Raw genomic sequence first — 22,081 nt, 5'->3', positions numbered from 1 at the left:
CGACGCTCGTCGGGGTGCTTCTTCGCTACTGCCACAGACTCCTCTCACGGCCCGGCGCCATACGCGCCTCGTGGGAACTGCAGCGGCACCACTTCAGCTCGCCTCACCAACCGTGTCACGCCTCCCCAGGAGGGGCGGACCCGGACAGGATGTCGGCGTCACCGCCACTCGCGGATCTTGCTCACTCGCCGCCCGGAGTCGGGTCGGCGTAGATGCCCGCCAGCATGCCCGTGGCCTGGCCGATCTCGACGAGATAGCCGTCAGGATCGCGCAGGTAACAACGCAGCTCGGCCTTGCGGTCCAGCGGTTTGGTGAGGAACTGGGCGCCCTTGGCGACAGCGGCCTCGTGGAAGGCGGCGATGTCGGCAACGCGGACATTGAGGAACGCTGATACCGGATCGCCGGGCTGCGGCGGGGTCAGCGTGACGTCGGGTTTGTCCGGAGTCGGTCCGCCGCCGGGATTCATGATGATCCAGCCGTTGGCGATCTTGACGATGGCCGGGTTCTCGGCCAGCACCACCTGGCCGCCGAAGATGTCGGCGTAGAAGTCCCGGGAGACCGCGACGTCGCGCACGGTCAGGAAGTGGGTCACGACCAGCCCCTCGGTCGGGTATGGCAGGTCGGTGCGGTCGGCCATGGCCATCTCTCCTTTCGGGTACGCGCAGTAGCGCCGGGCCCGAGTGCCCTGAGGACAGGTTCCTTCTCGACGGCCACCATCAATGCCCTCAGAAGGAGGGACGTGGTCATTACCGTCGAAGCCAGTCCACAAGCTGGGTATACACCGCGTCGTGGGTGAGCAGGCCGCGGTGGGTCAGGCCGGGGATGACACAACCGTGAGCCGGTGGCGTCGGCGAGAGGGCGCTGGCGGTGGGGACCAGGAGGTCGCCGACCCAATGGCCCACCGGGCCGGGCGCGCGGCTGACCGTGGCGGCGACGTTGCAGTGCTCGACGCCGTCGGGCGGCCGGTAGGGATACGGGACGCCCCGGTGCACGGCGTCCGCATCGTTGCCGTGCCAGTCCTGCCGGTGCAGGCTGCCATGCCGCAGGTCCTTGATACCGGCGCTGCGTCCGGCGAGCAACGCCGCGATCGGCGCGGACTCGTCGAAGCTTCGCAGCAGCGCGGTGACGGTGTTCGCAGCCCGTTCCAACGGGGCGCCGGTGTGCGGGGAGCCGAGGCACACCACGTGGCGGGTCCGCTGTGACCAGACGCGGCCCTGCGCGAACGCTTGGTGGAGTGCGCTTCGCGCGACGAGGCCGCCCATGGAGTGCCCGATCAGCGCGAGTTCTCGCACCGGCACCGGCCATGCCCTGATCAGCTCGTCGAGCAGGTCGGCCAGGTCGGCGCCGTTGTCCGAGATGTGTCGCCCGCTGTTGTAGCGCACGTGCACGGTGCTGTAGCCGAGATCACGGGTGAGCCGGGTACCGAAGTCCTCGCAGATCGCGGTCTGATCACCCGCGCGTGCGCGAGCGGGGCCGCTCCACCACTCCTCGGTCTCGATCACACCGTGGACGAACACCACCATCCTCGGCGCTGCCGCGGGGTAGTGCCGGTACAACGTCGCGGGGTCGGGTTCGACGTCGGCGCCGTCGACCCGGATGCGCATCGGGCTCGCCAGCTGCGGGTAGCGGTCATGCAGATGGTCGCCCACCGCGCCGTTGAGCATCCCGGCCAGTCGGCGGCCGCGCGGCGTGTTGGTCCAGGGTCGCGCGGTTCGGGTTCGCTCCACGGCATCCAGCGCGGTCACCGCGGCGGTGCCCACGATCGCGATCCCGGCGCGCACGAGGCCGTAGACGGTGGACGTGATGGTGTCCTGCGCCGCTCGAACGGGCGGCGGAAGGACAGTGCCGAGAGCGCGATGGGCAACCGCCCGGTGGATCTGCTGGGTGGTGACGGCGAGGTGGCCGAAGAGATCAGTGACCATCGCGGCCGACGTGCCGACCTCGCCGGTCTCGCGCGGGATGCCTGTCATCGGCGTCGCCTTCCGCTGAGGAAACCCACGATAGCGCTGGAGATCCACCCCCGCTGCGCTGCAGCACCGCGCCCCGGCCCCGCCACACACCCGGCAGACGCCCCGGCCGCCGGCGCTACGCGACGTGTCCATGCTCGGGTGCGCCCCGGCATCAAGAACCGATCAGTGGACGGCGGCCGGCTCAGCGTCCCGATACCGGGACGATCGAGGTCGGTTGGGTCGGCGACGCTCCGGCCGCCGTCCGCCACCAGCGGTGCGACGCCAGCGCGGCCAGTCCGGCGCCTGCGGCGTTGAGCAGGACGTCGTCCACGGAGGTCACCCGGTCCAGCCGCAGGACGTACTGCGCGGTCTCGACCAGGACCGAGCAGGACGCCGCGAGCGCCAGGATCCGCGGTACCGAGGCCAGCGCCGCGAACCGCAGCGGGGCCAAGAACCCCAACGCCGCGAACACCAGCAGGTTGCCGACGACCTGGCCCCAGCCCATCGCAAGCAGGTCCACCAGCGGCACCAGGCTCACCCGACCGGGAACCTCACCAGCCCGGCTGCCCGGCAACATGGTCATCCAGACCCACGGCACCGTCCCGTAGACGATGCCGACCTCGGCCAGCGACGTGCGCCAGGCCCACGCCGGCGTGGTGCCTGTGACATTCCGACGGCATGCCAGAGCCCACACCGCCAGGGCGGCCAACGGGAGTACGGCCACCGTCATGAGTGCGACGCCAGTGAACGTGAAGACCCAGTCGTGCCACCCTCTGATCACGCTTGCTCCGCTTCGCTGTAGTCCATGCCTCCAGTGAAGGCAGCGTGGTGTTGCCAGCACGTATGCGGTTTTCGATATGCCGACGATATGCCCCGGCTCGTAGCATGGAGAACTTGTGCGCGTGCTGATCGTCGAGGACGAGCCCTACCTGGCAGAGGCCATCCGCGACGGGCTGCGCCTGGACGCAATCGCGGCCGACATCGCCGGCGACGGTGACACCGCCCTGGAACTGCTGGGCATCAACGCCTACGACATCGCCGTCCTCGACCGCGACATCCCCGGCCCCTCCGGCGACGAGATCGCCGAACGCATCGTCGCCTCCGGCAGCGGCATGCCCATCCTCATGCTCACCGCCGCCGACCGGCTCGACGACAAGGCCACCGGGTTCGGACTCGGCGCCGACGACTACCTCACCAAACCCTTCGAACTCCGAGAACTCGTGCTCCGGCTCCGGGCACTCGACCGCAGGCGCGCCCACCACAGGCCACCCGTGCGAGAGATCGCCGGCCTACGGCTGGACCCGTTCCGCCGCGAGGTCCACCGCGACGGCCGCTACGTCGCGCTCACCCGCAAACAGTTCGCCGTGCTCGACGTCCTCGTCGCCGCCGACGGCGGTGTCGTCAGCGCCGAAGAACTCCTGCAACGAGCGTGGGACGAGAACGCCGACCCCTTCACCAACGCCGTGCGCATCACCGTCTCAGCACTGCGTAAACGCCTCGGCGAACCATGGCTCATCGCCACCGTGGCCGGCGTCGGCTACCGCATCGACACCGAGCGGAGCTTGTCGGAGCGAGCAGACGACACCGAGCGGAGCCTGTCGGAGCGAGCAGACGACACAGCACCCGGCACCCGGGCGTGAGGGATCAGACCGTGGATAGGGCGCACGGTTTGAGCGTTCGCCTCAAACTCACCCTCAGCTATGCCGGGTTTCTCATGCTCGCCGGCGCCTTGCTGCTCGCTGCTGTGTGGGTGTTCCTGCTGCGAGGCGGGCCCGTCGGTTCATTCGTTCCCAACCTCTCCGACCTCTGGCTCGTCCTCACCCCAGGCAACTTCGGCCCACGCGTCTTCGTCCCAGCAGCAGCCGCAGTACTGACGTTCCTGCTGGTATTCGGTCTCCTCGGAGGATGGATCCTCGCCGGCCGCATGCTCGCGCCCCTGACCCGCATCACCGATGCCACCCGCATGGCCACGAACGGATCACTCTCCCACCGGATCCGGCTACCGGGCCGCAAAGACGAGTTCCGCGAACTCGCCGACGCCTTCGACACCATGCTCGCACAGCTCGAAACACACGTCGCCGAACAACAGAGATTCGCCGCCAACGCCTCCCACGAACTGCGCACCCCACTCGCGATCACACAGACACTCCTCGACGTGGCCCGCACCGACCCCAACCACGACACCAGCGAACTCCTCGACCGCCTCCACACCGTCAACACCCGAGCGATCGACCTCACCGAAGCACTGCTCCTGCTCAGCCGCGCCGACCAGCGCTCCTTCACCCGAGAACCCGTCGACCTGTCCCTCATCGCGGAAGAAGCCACCGAAACACTCCTCCCCCTCGCAGAAAAGCGCGGCGTCACCATCGCAACCTCCGCCGACATCACCCCCACCATGGGCTCCCGAGCGCTCCTGCTGCAGCTGGCCACGAACCTCATACACAACGCGATCGTCCACAACCAGCCTGAACAGGGCACCGTGTGGGTCAGCACCAGCACCCACCCCGAGAGTGTGTTGCTCACCGTCGAAAACACCGGCGAAAAGCTCACGCAAGAGTTGGTTTCCACGCTCACCGAGCCGTTCCAGCGCGGCACCGAACGCATACGCACCGACCACCCAGGTGTCGGCCTCGGCCTGGCAATCGCCACAAGCATCACCCACGCACACGACGGAAACCTCACCCTCACCCCCCGCTCCGCTGGAGGGCTCTGCGTCACGGTTCAACTACCCGCCGCGCCACCGCACACCGGCAGATGACGATCGCGTGCAAGGTCGGCGGGGCGGCGCGGGCGGCGCGGCGGCGGTGAACTGGTGGGCGTCGAACTGAACGCGGGGTACCGGCGGCTGCCCGCCCGCCGGTACCGCGATCGGATCAGGCCCGGCGCTACGTCCGGTACCGGAACAGGATCCGGCCCCGGTTCAGGTCGTACGGGCTGAGCTCGACGAGCACCCGGTCGAGCAGCACGATCTTGATGTAGTGCTTCCGGATCTTCCCGCTGATGTGCGCGAGCACCTTGTGCCCGTTCTCGAGCTCCACCCTGAAGGTGGCGTTGGGCAGGCACTCGACGACGGTGCCCTCGACCTCGATGGCTCCTGCTGTCTTCGTCATACGCCACGCACCATTTCCACGGCACTGCTCACGCGCTGCGCGCCGATGCCCTCGAACAGCGCCGTCGCCGCGCTGTTGCGCTCGTCCACCTCGGCCGACGCCGCCTCGACCCCGCCGCGGTGCAGCGCACCCAGCACCTCGGCCAGCATCGCCCGGGCGATGCCGCGGCAGCGCAGACCCTCGCGGACCGCGACCAACCCGATCCGCGCGTGCCGGCGGCGCGCCACCACCCGGACCAGCCCCACGTACCGATCGGCAGCCTCGGCCACCGCGTACTTCGACGGGTCCATGGGAGCCCCGTCCGGCCGGGCCGGCACCTCGACCGGCATCGAGTCCCAGCCCACGCGGGCGTCGACCTCGGCGCGGACCGCCTCGTACACCTCGCGCAGCGCGGGCTCCCGCGCCGCACCGAGGCCCAGGATCGTCACGTCCGACGGCGCCGGCGCGGTGTCGAGCCCGGTGACCAGCGGGTCGGTGGCGACGAGGTACTCCCGTTCCCGGCGCCGGACGGTGAGGCCTGCCCGCTCCCAGCGGGCCGTCAGGTCGTGGTCGGCCTCGTCGACCATCGTGTACAGCGGGCTCGGCAGGTCCGTCAGCATCGCGGTCGCGAGCCGGTCGAAGACCGCGCCGTGCCACGTGTCGATGCTGAGGAAGACCCGGCTGTCGGGTCGGCGGGATGCCTCGCCGTGGCCGATCACCAGATCGTCCTCCACGGCCCGCCACCGCAGGTCGTCGACCCGGGTGATCACTGCGTGCGTGCCGACGGTCGGGGGTGCGCCCGCACTGAAATGCACAGAGTCCATAGGTTTGCCCTCTCAGAAGTGCCTGGTGGGAGGCGCTCCTGGCGACACCTACGTCAATCGCCCGATCGTGACGGAGAGGGGAGCACCCACGTGCGTACAACGAGCATGGGTCTCACCTCCAACGGCCGGGTCGCGATCGCCCGCACGGTATCAGCGCGGGCACCCCCGCCCGCCACCGATTTTCCGGGCCCGGCCCTGGGCTCGGCGGCAGGTGTCTGGCCCGGGGAGCACCGCCATCGAGTAGGGCCGGGACCTGTCCTCGATGAGCGGCATCCTGGCCGACAGCTCCTATCGTCTGCTGCCGGCCTGACGGCCAGGCCTCACTTCAGGTGCCGGGCGAAGAACCGGTTCCCGTCGTCCCCCTCGAACTGCGGGACGCCGGTGTGCCCGCCCATATTGGCGTGCAGCGTCTTCTCCTTGGTGCCGAAGGCGTCGAACAGGTCCAGGGCCATCTGCCGGTCGTTTCCTTCGTCGTCCCACTGCAGCAGGACCTGCAGCGGAATGGTGACCTGCCGGGCCTCCTCGAACAGAGTGCGGGGCACGAAACTCCCGGCGAACAGAAGGGCGGCCGAGATGCGCGGCTCGACCACCGCCAGCCGGATGCCGATGCCGATCACCCCTCCCGCGTACCCGACCGGGCCGCCGATCTCGGGCAGCGAAAGGAGGGCGTCCAGGGCGGCCCGCCATTCCGGGACCGCCTTTTCGACCAGCGGGAGGACGAGCCGGTCGACGATCTCGTCGTCGACCGGCTCGCCGGCTTCCAGCGCCCGGCGCAGGTCGGCGCGGGCCTCCTCGGCGGCGGCGGAGCGGGGCCGGTCACCGCTCCAGGGGAGCTCGATGGTGGCCGCGGCGTAGCCCTCCGCCGCGGAGTGCCGGGCCCGGGCGACCAGTCGGGGGTACATCTTGCGCAGTCCGCCCGGGTGGCCGAGCAGGATCAGCGGAGCCGGTGCGGATGCGGATCCGGGCATCCACAGGATGCCGGGGACCTCGCCGAGGGTGAATTCGCGTTCGAGGACGCCGTCGTCGAGGCGCTGTTCAGAAGTGAATCGCATGGTCGTGCCTTTCGGGAGTGCTCGTGAACGGCGCTCCCGGACGACCTATCGCCCGACCGTGACCCCGGAGGGGAGCACCCATGTCGATACGTTCACGGGTACCACCTCCTCGATCTCTCGCACGGCCACCGGAAAGCTAGCAGTGGTCGCCGTGGTCCACCAACGGGTTTTCGCGGAGGCTCCGTGGCCGGACGCCACGGAGCCACTCGCCTAATGGCCAAGGCCGTGTGGTTAAGGGTTTCGGGCCTGTGTGGTCACGGTGTGGGAGGCACCATCACCCGCTGAAGCCGGTCGATCCCGCGCTCAGCACCGCATGTGGACCGCCGTGCACCTCGAGTTCAGTTAAGCCACCGGCTGTGGGTGTGGCCGAACGACGTAGCCCGGCGACCGGGAGGCACAGCGCAAGCAGTGCCTCGCCGGGCTCCCGATGCCAACCGCGCTCGACCGCCGCGACCGCGTCATGGCCCGTGATCCGGAACTGTTCGGCGATCGCCGTCGAGCAGTGGTGGTCGAGCACGAGCTTCACGCGATAGCCCCGCTGCTGGCGCTCCCAGCGCGCACCCTTATCTCCGGCCGGGCGGCGCCGCAGCGCCGCGACCACTCCACGTGACTTTCCGACCACCCTGCGGTGCCCCGGATCACTCGATCGGTAGGCCGCCAATGCAGCTAAAATCCTGACGCCTCAACGAGGCTGACTGATGCCAGGACCAACGAACTGTCGCATGGTTTGGGGGGCCACCTAGCCCGGCACGCACAACTCCCCTTGGCCCGCCATGCGAATCTTATGTTTGCTTATTTGGTGACTCGGATGCTCACTGACGACCAGACCGCCCTTCTGCGACAACAACGCGTGCCGCCATCCGGCGAAACACGCGCCCAGTGCGACGCCTTGGAGCAGCCGGACAACGAGGAGCGCGTTGTCGGGCAACGTCGGGCGTTGCGGAACGTGGCCTGGTTGCTGCCTGCGCTACTCATGGTGACGCTCGGCCTGATTCGCGCAACCTGGCCCAGCCAGCAGGACGCCGAACTCGACGCCTGGGGCTTCGTGCATCTCCCATGGCGGGAGGCGATCCCCGTGCTGGGCACCGGCGTAAGCACGACGTCGGCCCCGTACTACCTGGGACTCAAGGTGTGGACCGAGGTCTTGGGCACCTCCGACTTCTCGCTGCGGCTCCCGTCGATCCTGGCCATGGCCGCGGCGGCAGCGCTGGTCGCCCTCACCTGCGCCGATCTGCTGAGGCCGGGGGTCGGTTTTCTCGCCGGACTCTTCTTCGCGATCCTGCCCACGACCTCTCGGTATGCACAGGAAATCGGTCCGCAGGCGCTGGTCATCTGCTTTGCGACGCTGGCGACCTTCTGCTTGGTACAACTCTTCAACCGACCGGGCCTTGGCCGAATGGTCGGGTACGGCCTCGCCGTAGTCCTGCTCGGCCTGGCCAGTGCCCCCGCCCTGATTCTGCTCGTCGGCCACGGTATCGCCGTCCTCACCGTGCATCGCCGAGTTTTCGTCGGCTGGTTCTGGACGGCGCTGCTGAGCCTGGCACCGACCGCAGCCCTCTTCTCCCTGCTTCGCACGCCTCAACCGGGTTTCGACTGGACCTCGCCGGTGGATCTCCCCGAGGTCGTCCGGCTGCCGCAGGATCTCTTCGGCGCGGCCCTGCTCGGCGGTGTCGTCGTCGGCTTCGGGTTGCTCAGCTTCTCGTTCCGGAAGCCTGGCGTGATCTTCACGACGTGGGCCATTGGACCACTCCTCGCGCTCTACGCCGCTAGTCGGTTCAGTCCGGCCTGGCAGGCCGAGGCACTGCTCTTCACCGTGCCGGCGTGGACGTCACTCGCGGCCATGGCGCTGCTCCGGACGCCCGTCGTCCGCGGCGTGTTCGTAGCGCTGGTGGTCGCGCTCCTGGCGCTGCCCTCCCATATCGCCGTGCGGGGGCAGGATGGACACGGGCAGGCGACCAGGGAGGTCGCCATGGTGCTCGCGGAGAACTTCAAGGCGGGCGACGTCATCGTCTACGGTCCCTGGCAGACCGACGGGCAGATCGGTCGCGATCTCGTCGCCCGCTATCTGCCGCTGCAACTGCAGCCCAAGGACGTACTCAAAACACGGGAACCGCGTACCGCCGGTCAACCATTCGCCGAGGAGTGCGTCGATGTCTCGAAGTGTCTCGACAACGCACCACGAGTCTGGCTGTTCCGCGCCGGCCCCACCGAGGATGTCCTGGCGGAGATGCCCGCGGCGAAAGACGGCGAGCTGCGCACCCGGTACCTCATCGAGCGCACCTGGCGGCCGACCGGACTGACCCTCACCTTGTTTACCGCGGCGCCGGCAGCACAGCCGGCGGCGCACTAACGGTGGCATAGGGTGCTCGCCTTCATCCTCCAGATAAAGGCCTGGACGGCGAGTGGCCAATTCTTCCTGTTCGCCGTCTTCATGTTGATGATCTGGGTTCTCTGGATCCTGCGGGTCACCCTGGCCAAGTACTACCGGCCGTGGACGACCCCGTACGAGGTCACGACCTCGGTGATCATTCCGGTGGTTGACGAACCGGAGCAACTGTTTCGATCGGTGCTGCAACGGATCCTGCAGCAGCGGCCCACCGAGGTGATCGTCGTCATCAATGGCCCGCGGAACGAGGTGCTGGAGAAGATCTGCAGCGATCTCGGCGTGCGTTGGATCTGGACCGACATCCCGGGTAAGCGGAACGCGCTCAAGGTGGGCGTGGACCTGGCCACCTCGGACATCGCGGTGCTCGTCGACTCCGACACGACCTGGACGATGGGCACCCTCTCCGAACTGGTAAAGCCGTTCCGCGACCCACGGGTGGGCGGAGTGACCACCCGGCAGCGGATTCTCGATCCCGGGCGTAGTGAGCTGACCCGGTGGGCGGACTGGTTGGAGAACGTCCGCAACGAGTACTCGATGCCCGCGATGAGCGTGCTCGGAACGGTCGGCTGCCTACCGGGCCGGACCATCGCGTTCCGCCGGTCGATCCTGGTGCGCTCGATGGACCGCTTCCTAGGTGACAAGTTCCTCGGCGTCTTCCTTGAGGTCAGCGATGACCGGACGCTGACCAATTACACCCTGATGAGCGGCTTTCGGACCGTGTACCAGTCGACCTCCCTGGTGTATACGGACGCGCCGACCACGCTTAAGAAGCTTGCGAAGCAGCAGTACCGCTGGGCCAGAGGATCGCAGTACAACACATTGCGCATGCTCGAGTGGATGCTGCGTAACACACCGCTACTAGCTGTGTTCTATCTGGCCGACATCGTGGTCCCGTTTGTGCTCGTCGGCTCCTGCATCTCCTGGGCGATCACGCTCGTCACCGGTATGCACAGCGACCTCTACACGGGCCTCCCTCTGCCCGCCAGCCCACTCGCCGCAGTCGCCTTCGTCATCGTGTTGAGCGGAGTGCTGACAACGCTCTCGCTGGCCATCCGCTTCGGCCGCCACTTCGCCCAGCGCCCCACGGAAATAGTCCACCTCCCGGTCTTCATGATGATCAACGCGTTGCTGCTGATCCCCGTCCGGGTGCTCGGCTTCTTCCGCATGGCGCACAACGCCGGATGGGGTACGAGAGTCGGCGGGTTCGCGGGTGAGAAGGAGCGCAATCCCCTGCGACTCGTGCCCTACGTACTGGGATGTCTCATGCTGCTCGGTTCGGTGATGATCGGTGTCTGAGCACGAGCCTTCCTCCCGCCGCAGGCTCCAGATCTGGATGGTCGTCAACGGCCTGATCCTCGCCGTTATCAGCGGATGGCTCCTCAAGCCGAGCATCACCGACCTGCCCAACCCGACCGCCACATTCAGCGCGAAGGCGAGCCAGGCGCCGGCGACTCCGCCTGTCCCGACCATGGCGGAGATCATGTCCTGGTCCGGCCAGCGCTTTGGCCTCAGCACGCCGGACGTGCCCTGGTCCAGCGTGCGGTTCGAGGAACTCTCAGGCAGCGCCGGCGCGAGACCGACCATGATCATGAACTTCACGAAATGGACGGAAGAGTTCCGGCCAGACGTGGTGACGCGCAGCTACGAACTCGGCGCCATTCCGATCATCTCGTGGGAGCCCTGGGCGGGCATCGACAAGGGGACCAGCCAGCCGGCCTACGCGCTCTCCAAGATTGAAAACGGCGACTTCGACCCGTACATCACCCGATTCGCCACGGCGGTGCGGGACGCCAAGTGGCCGGTCGCGATCCGCTTCGCCCACGAGATGAACGGCAACTGGTATCCGTGGTCGGAACGGCGGTCCGGCAACGAGGAGGGCGAGTACGTGCGTGCATGGCGGCATGTGCACGACATCTTCACCACGGTCGGCGCCACCAACACGATCTGGCTCTGGAGCCCGAACATCCTCCGGCCGGTGCCCGACGTCAGCCTCAGCCCACTCTACCCCGGCGACATGTACGTCGACTGGGTCGGCCTGGTCGGCTATGCCGTACCGGAGCGGACTGCGGCTCCGGTGTTCGAGCCCACCCTGACCGCCCTCAGCACGGTGACCCGGAAGCCCATTTTGATCACCGAGACCGGCGTGCTGCCCAGCTCCCGGGCGGCGAACTGGATCAAAGACTTCTTCCAGTGGCTCCCGAAGCACCCGGAGGTCGTCGGATTCGTATGGTTCGAGTACAGCAAGGCCGAGGGTGGCACCCAGGACTGGCGGTTCACCGCCACGCCCGGGTCCACGAACGCGTTCCGTGCTGGAATCACGAACCTTGAACTGGCACCCGCCCCGGCGGGTACCCGGTCAGGATGAGGTCCCTGACCTCTCGAAGTCCTGCAGGATGCCGCGGATCACGGGCTGCGTCTCTGGATCGTCCATCACGTTCCACGAGAGGTCGCCGACCTGGCTCCCTAGCTGGGCCGCGCCGCGCGACTCCGCCTGCGAAAGGACGATGCCTTCCACCCAGTCCTTACCCGTGATGTCCAGCCAGGTACGCAGGTCCGCCAGCCACTTGACCCGCCCCTCGGCGGCGGTGTTGAACTCGGTGATGATGAGCTTCTTGTGGAATATGCTCCGGGCCAACTCGAACCGGCTGACAAATTCTTGGACCGGATAATCCTTACGTGCGCCGAAGCTGATCATGGTCGACCCGAGCAGGTCGACGTAATCGTCACCCGGCCAGTACTTGCGCAGGTTCTCCACCCATGGGCCCGCCGGCTCGAAGACTGAGGGATTGACCGAGAAGACAAACCGGGCGTTGGTCGCCCCGTCGGCGCGGAAAATGTCCACTAAGTGACGCCACGCGGCCACATAGCCAGCCGGATCGCGACTCCACGGATACCAGTCGCCATTCATCTCGTGGGCGAAGCGTACGTAGACGATCAACCCGGACGCGGCAATGGACTTGGCCCAGGATCGGATGTAGTCGTCCTTCTTGCCGGCCGCGATCGCCGCGTTACTGAACTCTGGCTGCTCCGCGTACTGCGCCGCCTTGCCCTTGACCGCGCTGACCGTCTGCCACGGTTCCCAAGTAAGCATGAAGGTCTTCACGCCCTGCCGACGAAGCTCGGCGAAGTGATTGTCGATCGTACGGTTACGACTCCACGCCTCGAATTCCATCACCATGGTCGGCTGCACGCCGACCGCCGCCGTCCATTCGTCCACGTGCCACGGGTCGGTGGCGACGCCGAACACGCGGCTAGGCGCTTCGACCCCGGGCGCGGCGACCTCGACTGCCGGGCCGCTCTCCCGACCACAACCTCCCAGCCCGATGGCCAACGCCATCACCGTCAGTAGCAGTACGGCCCTTTTCCGGGCAGCGGTCACCATCCGCGTCCTCCGCAATCTCGACGCCACCCGGAACACCAGCCCTGTCTCAGCAAGCGGCGGAGATGGCTGGGGGGAGCAACCACCTCCGAGAGTCCGCAATAGCCTCAACCGGGCTATGGTAGCGGCAGAAGCGGATGCGGTCTTCCCCCGGTAGAATCCTCACCTACTCGAGCCATGGGGCGAAACTAGCGAGCCTACCAAGGCGCTTCGCGACGGGGCCGACAATTACGGCACCTGAGGAGAGCCGGGGAGGTAGCGAGTGTCCAACAAGGCTTCCCTCTGGGTGGCGCTGGTTGCCTCCGTGATCGTCGGCACACTCGCCGTAATTGCACTGCCCGCCCAACCGGCCACGCCGCCGCCACCGCCCACCGCCGAGTCCCCGGCGAACGGCACCGCAGAGGTTCCAACGAAGCGCGACGCAACCGTGACCGTCGACGCCGACGCGGAAGTTGGTCCGCTCAACAATCCAGCGGAGTATCAGAATCAGAGTGGCCCGTCGCAGCTACTCGGCCCGGCCGATGAGCGGCGCATCGCGCAATTGGCACCTACCGTCGTGCGCGGCTGGTTCAAGCCCGAGAGCTACTACGACCACGTCACCGAGACCTACAACTTCAACTACGCCTCCAGCGGCGGGAGCAGCCGGTTCTACACGTACGCCGACCAACTCCGGCGACTGTCCAAGCGAATCTTCGCGAACTTCGATCAGTGTGATCCGGAGTTGATGACGCCAGACCACCCGGACGAGTGCCGGACCGTCCTGAAGAACGGTATCCGCCACTACAAGCTGCGTTACCCGAGTCTGCGCTACATCGAGCTGTTCAATGAGCCGGACAAGACTTGGGAACCGGCCGTGTTCGAACGCCCTGCGATGAACGTCGAAGACTACTACACCTGGTACAAGATCGGCTATTCCGTCGTCAACGAAATAAACGCGGAACTGGATCCGGCCGTCCGGCTACACATTGGCGGCCCAGCGGCCTACACCTTCGAGTCCGAATTTACCGAGCAGTTCCTCGACCTCTACCGAGCGGACCCCGATCCGGCAAAGCGACTCGACTTCCTCTCATATCACCAGTACCGGAACGGTGCGCACCCGGCCGCGGTGGCGACCGAGAAAGAGACCGCGCGGCGGTGGCTGTCGGAACGTGGCCTGAATCCCGATACGCCAACCTTCGTCACCGAGTACGGCGTCTTTCCCGGCACGAATACTGGGACCACGTTCGAGGAGGACCTGCTGGCTCACGCTGCCGCCATGTCGACGCTCGGCTACTACTACCTGCAGGGTGGTACCGACATGGTCATGCACTGGGTCTGGGATCATGGCGAAAACGACCGCAAGTCGATGCTGGTCGACGGGGCCGACGGCCAGGTGTACCCGTACTACAACGTGGTCGCCATGCAGCGGAAGCTGAAGAGTCGACGTTTGGCGGCGATCTCGGATTCGCTGGACGACAATGGAATGGGGGTCAACGTAGTCGCCTCGCGGGATCGTTCCGGCGTCGCCGTACTCGCCACGAACTATCAATGGATCGACGGCACCAGCACCTACGACGTCCACTTGACGATCAATGACTTGCCGCACGAGTACCGGAACGGAAACATTCTCGTCGAGCGCTATCTGGTGGACGCGACGACGAGCAATTATGCCTTCGACCCGGCCCTTTCCGATCTGCAACGAGTCGAGCGGTACGAACTTCCCCCGCAGGCGAGCCTCACGACCAGCTTCCAGTTGGACCGCAACGCGGTCTCCCTGATCGTCCTCACACCGTTCTGATCGGCGATCCGCGCCGGTCCGGCGGTGAGGTAGGCGGTTGACGAGGGCGTCGAGTGCGTGGTGCTTGACACGGGGCCCAGGTCTTAGCACAAGTGGAGCGCGAGCGCCTGGGTGGACGAGCTGGTTAGGGCGTGAGCACGTAGCGACCGTGCACCCATCCTCGGCCACGGCCCGGTGGGCGTCGGCGATGTAGACCGACACCGCAGGGCACCGCTCGGGAGCTCCTCAACGCTCCCCCGCGCCCGCCTCCGAGAAATCCCTGGTCAGACGGTGGGGCGGGTGGGGTTCGAACCCACGACCTGACGGATTATGAGTCCGCTGCTCTGACCAGCTGAGCTACCGCCCCTGAGGGCACGAAGGTTACCGAACGGGTGCCCGTCACCACCGCCCGCCAGCCCTTCGTGCTCCCGCCGATGACTTCCGCCTCGCCGCCGAGTCACAACAGCACCGATCACCGAGCCAGGAGGACCGTGTGCCCAGCACCATCCAGCCGATCATCGTCACGGGCGACATCGAGCGCCTTCTCCGCTTCTACACCGGCCTCCTCGACGCCGAGGAGACCACCAGCTTCCCCACCGACGGTCCACTGTTCTTCGTCGGGCTTCGGGTCGGGGACTCCGACATCGGCCTCACCGCCGACGCCGACGCGGGCAACGCCGCTGGCCAGCGCATGCTCAAACGCATGTGACGTGGTCAGCCGCCGGCCTTCCGGGCCGCCTCCTCCACCCGCCGATAGTGCGCCTGCCACCACTCCTCGTCGCCCGGGGCCATGTTGTCGTTGTCGCGCCGCATCCCGACGGCGCCGTCGATCTGCTCCCGGACGATGTCGGCGTGCCCGGCGTGGCGGTGGGTCTCGGCGATCATGTGCACGAGGACCCGGTGCAGCGTGATGACCTGGCGTTCCGGGGGCCACCACACCACGCGCCCGGTTGAGTCGAGCTCCCGCGCCTCGATCGTTGCGTCCGCGTGCGTGCACGCCTGCCGGTACAGGCCGACGATGTAGTCGCGCGTCTCGTCGGCCGTGGCCCACAGGTCCGAGTTGGGCTCGGCGTCCATGGAAGCCCAGGGCACGGGTTCAGGGAACGGGCGATCGAAGGTGTCGCCGAAGTAGCCCACCTCGACGGCGGTTAGGTGCTTGACCAGCCCGAGCAGGTTCGTGCCCGTAGGGGTCAGTGGGCGCCGGACGTCGTACTCGGACAGCCCGTCGAGCTTCCAGAGGACGGCGTCGCGGGCGGCCTGCAGGTAGCGCTGGAGATCGTCCTTCACGGGTTCAGCCGAACTCGCCCTGGCAGACCGCGGTCAGTCATGTCGATGTCAGACACACCCAAGATTAAACTTCATGCTTCGGTGCTCCACACGCGGACAGCGTTATGGAGCCAGAGCGCGCCCTACGGGCCCTACGGACAGCGTTATGGCTCCGTAACGCGCCTGGTGCTTAGTGGGTTATCGCGCGGGCGCGTTTCCGTACGTCCTTCGCGGCGCCCTCCGCCTGGTGCACGACCTCCGCGCCCACCGCGGACGCCCGTACGGCGACGTCGTGGCCGAGCTTCGTGGCCTGGTCGAGGATGCCCGGCCCCTTCTGGGCGTGCGCCCTCTTCTCGAAGGCCTTCTCCACAGCCTTCTCCATGGCAGCGACCTTCTGGCCCGCGACCTTCTGCAGTTCCGCGCTGCGCTTCGCGGCCCGCTTCTGCAGTTCGGCGCTGCGCTTCTCCGCCGCCTTCTGCAGCTTCGCGCCGCGCTTCTGGGCGCGCTTGCGGGTCTTGGCGGCGCGCTTGGCCCACTCGGCGGAGATCTCCTCCGCGCGCGAGGACAGCTCGGCGCCGATGTGGGGCTTGTGGGACGTCACGGCGGCACCCGCCGCGGGCGCGAGGCCGGCCAGGCCGGCGGCGAGACCAGCCACTTTGCCCTTGGACTCAGCCGCGGTGCCCGAGATCCGGCCACTGACCTCATGCGCGGCCTCGGCGACGCGCCCGCTGACCTCGTGGGCGGTGCCGGACACGGAGGCGGCCTGCCCCGCCGCGGCGGCGGCCGCGAGCTCGGCGGCCTTGCGGCTGCGCCAGGCGATCGAGGGTTTCCCCTCGGTGTCGGCCGCGGCAATCATCAGGCCGCCGAGCAGGCCCACGTTCTTGAGGAAGTGGATCTGCTGTTCCCGCTTGCGCTCGGGGTCTGTCTCCTCCCAGAAGCGGTGGCCGGCGAACGTCGTCGGGATGAGCGACGCGGCGAGCGCCGTTGAGGCCAGCCGCGGGAACTTCCCGAACGCCAGCAAGGTGCCCGCGACGATCTTCACCGCGCCGTCGATCTTGACGAGCATCACGTCGTCGGGGCGCTGCTCAACGGGCGCGATCTCGATGGCCTTGTCGATGGCAGGCGCCACCGCGTCGATCACCGGCCTCGCCGCGGCCGCATGGCCCTCCGGCGCCCTCAGAGTGTTGATGCCGCCCTGGATGAACAGAGCCGCGAGCATTGGGCGTGCGACACGTCGAAGGAGCATGTCGAGAGGTTTACCGAGGCTCCTGCCTCCCAAACGCTGTATCGATCAATCAGGGTGGCATCATTCGGAGGTGACGACGCCCAACCGGCTGGCTATCGGACTCGACATCGGCGGCACCAAGATCGCGGGCGCGGTGGTCGACAAGCAGGGCACAGTCGTCGACGAGCTCGTGGAGCCCACACCCGAGGAGTCGGACGCGGGGGCAGTCACCGCGGTGCTGCTGTCGCTGATCGACCGGTTCCGGGCGAAGCACGAGGTCGTGGCGATCGGCGTCGGCGCGGCCGGGATCGTCGAGTGGCCCGCCGGGCGGATGCTCTGGGCCCCCAACAACGCCTACCGCGACTGGCCGGTGCGCGAGCAGCTCGAGAAGTCCACGAGTCTGCCCGTCATCGTCGACAACGACGCCAACGTCGCCGCCCTCGCCGAGGCCCGGCTGGGCGAGCCGTACCCGCACATGGTGCTGGTCACCGTCGGCACCGGCATCGGCGGCGGGCTAGTGATGGACGGCAAGATCTACCGCGGCCCCACCGGCCTCGGCGCCGAACTCGGCCACATCATCCTCAACCCGGACGGCCCCCTCTGCGGCTGCGGCAATTACGGCTGCTTCGAGGCGTTCGCGTCCGGCACCGCGCTCACCCGGATGGGCCGGGAGGCCGCCGCCGACGACCCCGACGGGCTGATCGCGCGGCTGGGCCGTGAGGAGGGCGAGGTCACCGGCCACACTGTCGTGAAGGCCGTGGAGCAGGGCGACGAGGCCGCGAAGGCGCTGTTCGCGCGGCTCGGGCGCTGGCTCGGCGTCGGGATCGCGTCGCTGGCCAACATCTTCGAGGTGAACGCGGTCGTCGTCGGGGGCGGGCTCGTCGAGACGGGCGAGCTGCTGCTCGCCCCCGCACGCGTCGCGGCCCGCGAGTACGCGTACGCGCCGGCCGCCCGCGGCGTCGCGCCCATCGTCCCGGCGAAGTTCGGCGGCGACGCCGGCAAGATCGGTGCGGCGCTCCTCGCGCTCGAGTACGTCTGAGCCGCTTCGAGCTTTTCGAGGCATCCCGCCGAACGTGTCACTCACTAGTGTGGGCGACGTGCCCCTCGCGCTCGGTCCGGTCCTGCGCCACGTGGGAGAGACAACCGCGTCCGTCTGGGTGCAGACGCACGACGCGGCCACCGTCTCGGTACTGGGCTGTTCCGCCCGCACGTTCGACGTGGCCGGGCACCACTACGCGCTCGTGCCCGTCACCGGGCTGGAGCCGGGCTCCAGCACGCCCTACACGGTCGAGGTCGACGGCGACCAGGTCTGGCCGCCCACCGCGCACCCGTTCCCGCCCAGCGTCATCCGCACGAGAGGCCGGGCGCCCGACAGCAGGCACCGGATCATCTTCGGGTCCTGCCGGTTTGCGAAGGTCGCCGACCGGAAGCAGAGCGCCGAGCTGGGCATCGACGCGCTTGACGCCTACGCGGCGCGGATGGCGACCCTCCCGAAGGAGGAGTGGGCCGACGCGCTCCTGCTCCTCGGCGACCAGGTCTACGCCGATGAGCTCACCCCCAGGAACCGCCGCCGCATCGCCAGCCGCCGCGACCGGCACCCCGACTGGCCGGACGACGAGATCGTGGGCTTCGACGAGTACGCCGGGCTCTACTGCGACTCGTGGACCGACCCGGAGATCCGGTGGTTGATGTCCACCGTGCCCACGGCGATGATCTTCGACGACCACGACGTGCGCGACGACTGGAACACCTCCGCCACCTGGCGGGAGCAGATACGCAGGAAGCCGTGGTGGCGCGACCGGATCCGGTCCGCGCTGGCGTCGTACTGGGTCTACCAGCACATCGGCAACATCCCGATGGAGGAGCTGGAGACCGATGCCGACTACCGCAAGATCATCGAGTACGAGGGCGACGTCTGGCCGCTGCTGGTCGAGCTCGCTGACCGCGCCGACACCGAGACCGACGGTGAGAAGGGCGTGCGGTTCAGCTACCGCTGGGACCTCGGGTGCAGCCGGTTCCTGATGATCGACTCGCGCAACGGCCGCATCCTGGAGAACGGCCGGCGCATGCTGAGCGAGGCGGAGTTCTCCTGGATCGAGCGGCAGGCAGAGGCGCCCGGCCAGGTGGAGCACCTGATGATCGGCACGTCCGTGCCGTGGCTGCTGCCACACGCCATCGGCGACCTGGAGACGGTCAACGAGATCGCCGCCGCCCGTCCGGGCAGGCGGGGGCGGTTGGCCGAGGCCGTCCGCCAGGCGGCCGACATGGAGCACTGGGCGGCCTTCCGGGAGTCCTTCGACCGGCTCACGGCCATGATCGAGCGGGCCGCCGCGAACGGACCGGCCACCGTCAGCGTCCTGTCCGGGGACGTCCACCACAGCTACGTCGCTCGCGCCGACCTGCCGAGCCGGCCGCGTGGGCGGGTGCACCAGCTGACCTGCTCGCCCGTGCACAACCGCATGCAGTGGTTCATCCGGCCGGGGTTCCGGCTGGGCTGGTCCCGCGTCGCCAGCCGGCTTGCCGAGCGCTGGGCGCGGCGGGCGGGTGCGCCGCCGCCGCCGCTGTCCTGGCGCCGGCTCGCGGGGCCGCTGTTCGGCAACACGATCGCAACGCTCGACATCAACGGCCCGACCGCCGAGGTGTTCTTCGAGCAGCCGCGCTCGTCCGCGGCGCTGGTGGAGCTCGCGCGGCTCGACCTGACGGGATGACGCGGATGACTCCGACGACACCGACCACCGACACGCCCTACCCGATCGCCGGACAGACTGTGGTGCTGCGGCCCACCACGGCGGGCCACGTTCCGGTGTTCCTGGAGATCCTCGGCCACCCCGACATCGCGCTCTGGTGGGGCGGCTACGACCTGGAGCGCGTGCGCCGCGAGCTGCTCGGCCCCCACGGCTACGCGGTCGAGCTGGCCGGCGAGGTCGTCGGGCTGATCATCTACCGCGAGGAGAACGACCCCGACCACCGCCACGCGGCGATGGACCTGGCCGTCCACCCCGCCCACCACGGGCAGGGCCTGGGCTGCGACGCGATGCGGGCGATGGCGGAGTACCTGTTCCGCGCGAAGGGCCACCACCGCGTGGTGATCGACCCGGCCGCACAGAACGAGCGGGCCATCCGCAGCTGCGGGCGAGCGGGCTTCCAGCCGGTAGGCGTGATGCGGAGCTACGAACGCTCGACCGACGGCACGTGGCACGACGGCCTGCTGATGGAACTGCTACGCGAGGACCTATAGCGCGCTGCCGAGGTTCCGTAGAGCGCGCTTTGGCTCCATAACTCCGTCCGTGAGGTCTGTAGGGCGCGGTACGGCTCCACAACGCTTTTCATAGGGTCCGTGAGGCGCGTTATGGAGCCATAATGCGCCGGGGGGCGGTAGGGGCGCGTTATGGCTCCACAACGCTGACCTCAGGCTCCGTAGGCGCGTTTGGCTCCGCAACGCGCCTGTGGGTGGGGGGTGTGGATAACTCTTCCCCTGTTGGCCTCGCGGTCTTCTTGCTCCTGCATTGTTCTCGTATGGATCGCTCATCTTTTCCTCTCGTGTTCCGTGGGTCTCATGCGGTGGCGTGCGGCGCGCTCACTCCCGGGCAGCTTCGGGGACGTGGGGTGTCCCGGCTGGCTCGTGACGTGTACACCGTCAACCCGCGCCGGGTCACCCATGAGCTGCGGTGCCTTGCGATGACGCTCGCGCTGCCCGCGGGGGCGGTGATCACGGGGCGTTCGGCGGCGACCGTCCGTGGCGTGCGTCTTTGCTGGCCCGAGGACCCTGTCAACGTCGTCGCACCGCTGGAGATGCGACTGGGGCGCCGTCACGGGCTCGACGTGCGGCGCACAACGATCGCGCCCGAGGAGTGGGAGCCATGGGAGTACGGGCGGATCGCCACTCCGCTCCGGCTCACCCTCGACCTGCTGCTGGCACGCCCGCTTCCCGACGCCGTGGCGGACCTGGACGCGGTGCTGCGCGCCCGCTTGGTCACACGGGCAGCCGTCGCCCGGATGGTCAGAGCACGGTCCGACAACGGGATCGTCGTGGCACGCCGGGCGGCGGAGCTCGCCGACCCGCGGGCGGAGTCGCTGCCGGAGTCCAAGGTCCGGGTCCTGCTGGTGCTGGACGGCCTGGACCCGGTGCCGCAGTACTGGATCGAGGACCGCACCGGGCGGATCGCCCGCGTCGACCTCGCCTTCCCCCGCCACAAGGTCGCGGTCGAGTACGACGGCGACTGGCGCGACGGGGAGACCTGGGCGCTGAACCGCGACCGCGACCGCCTGAACCGCGTGCAGGCGGCCGGTTGGCGGGTGGTCTTCGTAACGGCCCCAATGCTGAGAGACCCAGGAAAGGTAAGAAGAGCTATACGAGAAGCCCTCTACGCATGAGCGCAGTATGGAACCGAAGTGCCGTTCACGGAGCCCCATTCACGGCCTCATGGCTCCACAATGCGCCCGGTTTGCGAATTCAGGCCCTCAATCAGTAGGTCTAGGCCGAACGCGAAGCGGTCGTCGCCGTCGCCTGCTGTTAGTGCCGGGACCAGGGCGGCGATCGTCGGGAACTGGTCGGCGGGCAGCGCGGCGAAGTGACGCGCGACCGCCGCGTAGTGCTCGCCGGGGTCGCGGCCCGCCTTCTGGTTGGCGCTGTGCACCGCCCCTTCGATGGCGTTGGCGGCGATGTACATCCCGACGACGTCGACCGCCCAGGCAGCGGCCCGGTCGGGCACCCCGCCCGCACGCAGGATCTCCAGCGTCCGCTCGGCGATCCGCAGCGCGTTCGGGCCCATCGGAACGCGACCGAGCACCACGCGGGCGATGTCGCCGTTGCGCGCGAGGGCGGTGTGCGAGTCGGTCCAGAGCGTGCGGAGTTGCTCCCGCCAGCGGGCCGGGTCCGGGTCCGGGAGCGGGATCTCCCCGCTGACCTCGTCGAACACCAGCTCCAGCAGCTCCTCCTTGTGCGCCACGTGTGCGTAGAGGGACGCCGGGCCCGTGCCGAGCTCCGCCGCCACCCGCCGCATGCTCACGGCGTCGATGCTCTCGGCCCGCAGGATCTTGAGGGCCGCCGCGACGATCGCCTCCCGGCTCAGCGGCGAGCGCCGCTGAGCCGTCTTGCGAGGGGTCCACCAGGGAGGTTCCGGCACGGCAGCACTCACGGTCGAACAGTGTACTT

22 protein-coding genes and 1 tRNA gene are annotated in these 22,081 nt (G+C 68.3%); 11 read left to right on the top strand and 12 right to left on the bottom strand.

The genetic code is table 11. The features are described 5' to 3' along the window. Positions 1 to 181 precede the first annotated feature (181 nt). From ABD143_RS35685 to ABD143_RS35675, 3 genes are all read right to left on the bottom strand, one after another. A complete protein-coding gene (locus ABD143_RS35685; RefSeq protein ID WP_343987423.1) occupies positions 182 to 637 on the bottom strand; it encodes a VOC family protein in 456 nt (151 codons plus the stop codon). Between the two features lie 109 nt (positions 638 to 746). Beyond that, a complete protein-coding gene (locus ABD143_RS35680; protein ID WP_343987420.1) occupies positions 747 to 1,970 on the bottom strand; it encodes a lipase family alpha/beta hydrolase in 1,224 nt (407 codons plus the stop codon). A gap of 181 nt (positions 1,971 to 2,151) precedes the next feature. Next, the gene (locus tag ABD143_RS35675; protein ID WP_343987417.1) at positions 2,152 to 2,730 is read right to left on the bottom strand and encodes a VanZ family protein; all 579 of its coding nucleotides are present in this window, start codon (positions 2,728 to 2,730) and stop codon (positions 2,152 to 2,154) included. 115 nt (positions 2,731 to 2,845) lie between these two features. Between ABD143_RS35675 and ABD143_RS35670 the strand changes: the two genes are divergently transcribed. Further along, complete coding sequence (locus ABD143_RS35670) at positions 2,846 to 3,589, top strand: response regulator transcription factor (protein WP_343987413.1); 744 nt, start codon at positions 2,846 to 2,848, stop codon at positions 3,587 to 3,589. 29 nt (positions 3,590 to 3,618) lie between these two features. Next, complete coding sequence (locus ABD143_RS35665) at positions 3,619 to 4,707, top strand: sensor histidine kinase (RefSeq protein WP_379660126.1); 1,089 nt, start codon at positions 3,619 to 3,621, stop codon at positions 4,705 to 4,707. A 127-nt stretch (positions 4,708 to 4,834) separates the two neighbouring features. Here the strand turns inward: ABD143_RS35665 and infA are convergent, their stop codons facing one another. The 4 genes from infA to ABD143_RS35645 form a co-directional block, all read right to left on the bottom strand. After that, entirely contained in the window at positions 4,835 to 5,059 is a 225-nt protein-coding gene (gene infA / locus ABD143_RS35660) for a translation initiation factor IF-1 (RefSeq protein WP_343987407.1), read from the bottom strand. Then, on the bottom strand, positions 5,056 to 5,862 hold the full coding sequence (locus ABD143_RS35655) for a GNAT family N-acetyltransferase (protein WP_343987404.1): 807 nt from the start codon (positions 5,860 to 5,862) through the stop codon (positions 5,056 to 5,058). The genes infA and ABD143_RS35655 overlap by 4 nt, the downstream gene beginning before the upstream one ends. Before the next feature lie 320 nt (positions 5,863 to 6,182). Next, on the bottom strand, positions 6,183 to 6,914 hold the full coding sequence (locus ABD143_RS35650) for an alpha/beta hydrolase (protein ID WP_343987401.1): 732 nt from the start codon (positions 6,912 to 6,914) through the stop codon (positions 6,183 to 6,185). Between the two features lie 274 nt (positions 6,915 to 7,188). Next, positions 7,189 to 7,515 carry a hypothetical protein gene (locus tag ABD143_RS35645; RefSeq protein WP_343987398.1) on the bottom strand — a complete coding sequence of 109 codons (327 nt, stop codon included), beginning with the start codon at positions 7,513 to 7,515 and terminating at the stop codon, positions 7,189 to 7,191. 207 nt (positions 7,516 to 7,722) lie between these two features. Between ABD143_RS35645 and ABD143_RS35640 the strand changes: the two genes are divergently transcribed. Genes ABD143_RS35640 through ABD143_RS35630 form a run of 3 tightly spaced genes read left to right on the top strand, consistent with a single transcriptional unit; the run spans position 7,723 to position 11,665 of the window. After that, positions 7,723 to 9,264 (top strand): glycosyltransferase family 39 protein, encoded by a 1,542-nt coding sequence (locus ABD143_RS35640; protein ID WP_343987395.1) that lies wholly within the window; start codon positions 7,723 to 7,725, stop codon positions 9,262 to 9,264. Positions 9,265 to 9,276: 12 nt separating this feature from the next. Continuing rightward, entirely contained in the window at positions 9,277 to 10,596 is a 1,320-nt protein-coding gene (locus ABD143_RS35635) for a glycosyltransferase family 2 protein (protein WP_343987392.1), read from the top strand. Beyond that, positions 10,589 to 11,665 (top strand): glycoside hydrolase family 26 protein, encoded by a 1,077-nt coding sequence (locus tag ABD143_RS35630; RefSeq protein ID WP_343987390.1) that lies wholly within the window; start codon positions 10,589 to 10,591, stop codon positions 11,663 to 11,665. The genes ABD143_RS35635 and ABD143_RS35630 overlap by 8 nt, the downstream gene beginning before the upstream one ends. On the opposite strand, the gene ABD143_RS35625 is transcribed toward ABD143_RS35630, so the two are convergent. Further along, positions 11,657 to 12,682 carry a glycoside hydrolase family 26 protein gene (locus tag ABD143_RS35625; RefSeq protein ID WP_343987387.1) on the bottom strand — a complete coding sequence of 342 codons (1,026 nt, stop codon included), beginning with the start codon at positions 12,680 to 12,682 and terminating at the stop codon, positions 11,657 to 11,659. The genes ABD143_RS35630 and ABD143_RS35625 overlap by 9 nt on opposite strands. A 259-nt stretch (positions 12,683 to 12,941) precedes the next feature. Here ABD143_RS35625 and ABD143_RS35620 point away from each other — a divergent pair, with 259 nt between their 5' ends. Beyond that, positions 12,942 to 14,456, top strand: coding sequence for a hypothetical protein (locus tag ABD143_RS35620; RefSeq protein WP_343987384.1), 1,515 nt, complete (start codon positions 12,942 to 12,944; stop codon positions 14,454 to 14,456). 271 nt (positions 14,457 to 14,727) lie between these two features. On the opposite strand, the gene ABD143_RS35615 is transcribed toward ABD143_RS35620, so the two are convergent. Continuing rightward, positions 14,728 to 14,802 (bottom strand) — tRNA-Ile (locus ABD143_RS35615). A gap of 126 nt (positions 14,803 to 14,928) precedes the next feature. Between ABD143_RS35615 and ABD143_RS35610 the strand changes: the two genes are divergently transcribed. Then, positions 14,929 to 15,144, top strand: a complete 216-nt coding sequence (locus tag ABD143_RS35610; protein WP_343987381.1) for a VOC family protein — start codon at positions 14,929 to 14,931, stop codon at positions 15,142 to 15,144. A gap of 5 nt (positions 15,145 to 15,149) precedes the next feature. Here ABD143_RS35610 and ABD143_RS35605 read toward each other — a convergent pair whose 3' ends face one another. After that, the gene (locus ABD143_RS35605) at positions 15,150 to 15,722 is read right to left on the bottom strand and encodes a DinB family protein (protein ID WP_343987378.1); all 573 of its coding nucleotides are present in this window, start codon (positions 15,720 to 15,722) and stop codon (positions 15,150 to 15,152) included. Positions 15,723 to 15,891: 169 nt separating this feature from the next. Then, on the bottom strand, positions 15,892 to 16,947 hold the full coding sequence (locus ABD143_RS35600) for a DoxX family protein (RefSeq protein WP_343987375.1): 1,056 nt from the start codon (positions 16,945 to 16,947) through the stop codon (positions 15,892 to 15,894). A 70-nt stretch (positions 16,948 to 17,017) separates the two neighbouring features. Here ABD143_RS35600 and ABD143_RS35595 point away from each other — a divergent pair, with 70 nt between their 5' ends. The 4 genes from ABD143_RS35595 to ABD143_RS35580 all read left to right on the top strand — a co-directional run bounded on the left by ABD143_RS35595 (position 17,018) and on the right by ABD143_RS35580 (position 21,300). Continuing rightward, positions 17,018 to 17,965, top strand: coding sequence for an ROK family protein (locus ABD143_RS35595; protein ID WP_343987372.1), 948 nt, complete (start codon positions 17,018 to 17,020; stop codon positions 17,963 to 17,965). A gap of 58 nt (positions 17,966 to 18,023) precedes the next feature. Then, positions 18,024 to 19,634: an alkaline phosphatase D family protein gene (locus ABD143_RS35590; protein WP_343987370.1), complete on the top strand. Its 1,611-nt coding sequence runs from the start codon at positions 18,024 to 18,026 to the stop codon at positions 19,632 to 19,634. A gap of 5 nt (positions 19,635 to 19,639) precedes the next feature. Continuing rightward, complete coding sequence (locus tag ABD143_RS35585; RefSeq protein WP_343987367.1) at positions 19,640 to 20,164, top strand: GNAT family N-acetyltransferase; 525 nt, start codon at positions 19,640 to 19,642, stop codon at positions 20,162 to 20,164. Between the two features lie 368 nt (positions 20,165 to 20,532). Further along, entirely contained in the window at positions 20,533 to 21,300 is a 768-nt protein-coding gene (locus tag ABD143_RS35580) for an endonuclease domain-containing protein (protein ID WP_343987364.1), read from the top strand. A gap of 47 nt (positions 21,301 to 21,347) precedes the next feature. Here the strand turns inward: ABD143_RS35580 and ABD143_RS35575 are convergent, their stop codons facing one another. Next, a complete protein-coding gene (locus ABD143_RS35575) occupies positions 21,348 to 22,064 on the bottom strand; it encodes a TetR/AcrR family transcriptional regulator (protein WP_343987360.1) in 717 nt (238 codons plus the stop codon). Positions 22,065 to 22,081 lie beyond the last annotated feature (17 nt).

The sequence above is a fragment of the Pseudonocardia aurantiaca genome, from assembly GCF_039526725.1.
In the GTDB taxonomy this organism is placed as follows: Bacteria; Actinomycetota; Actinomycetes; order Mycobacteriales; family Pseudonocardiaceae; genus Pseudonocardia; species Pseudonocardia aurantiaca.
The sequence above is the reverse complement of the archived record's forward strand: the minus strand, read 5'-3'. Positions and strand labels throughout refer to the sequence as shown.

Coding starts and splice junctions, on each gene's coding strand:
- infA (WP_343987407.1), bottom strand. CDS start 5,059: ATGACGAAGACAGCAGGAGCCATCGAGGTCGAGGGCACCGTCGTCGAG.
- ABD143_RS35600 (WP_343987375.1), bottom strand. CDS start 16,947: ATGCTCCTTCGACGTGTCGCACGCCCAATGCTCGCGGCTCTGTTCATC.
- ABD143_RS35585 (WP_343987367.1), top strand. CDS start 19,640: ATGACTCCGACGACACCGACCACCGACACGCCCTACCCGATCGCCGGA.
- ABD143_RS35650 (WP_343987401.1), bottom strand. CDS start 6,914: ATGCGATTCACTTCTGAACAGCGCCTCGACGACGGCGTCCTCGAACGC.
- ABD143_RS35640 (WP_343987395.1), top strand. CDS start 7,723: ATGCTCACTGACGACCAGACCGCCCTTCTGCGACAACAACGCGTGCCG.
- ABD143_RS35625 (WP_343987387.1), bottom strand. CDS start 12,682: ATGGTGACCGCTGCCCGGAAAAGGGCCGTACTGCTACTGACGGTGATG.
- ABD143_RS35655 (WP_343987404.1), bottom strand. CDS start 5,862: ATGGACTCTGTGCATTTCAGTGCGGGCGCACCCCCGACCGTCGGCACG.
- ABD143_RS35680 (WP_343987420.1), bottom strand. CDS start 1,970: ATGACAGGCATCCCGCGCGAGACCGGCGAGGTCGGCACGTCGGCCGCG.
- ABD143_RS35685 (WP_343987423.1), bottom strand. CDS start 637: ATGGCCGACCGCACCGACCTGCCATACCCGACCGAGGGGCTGGTCGTG.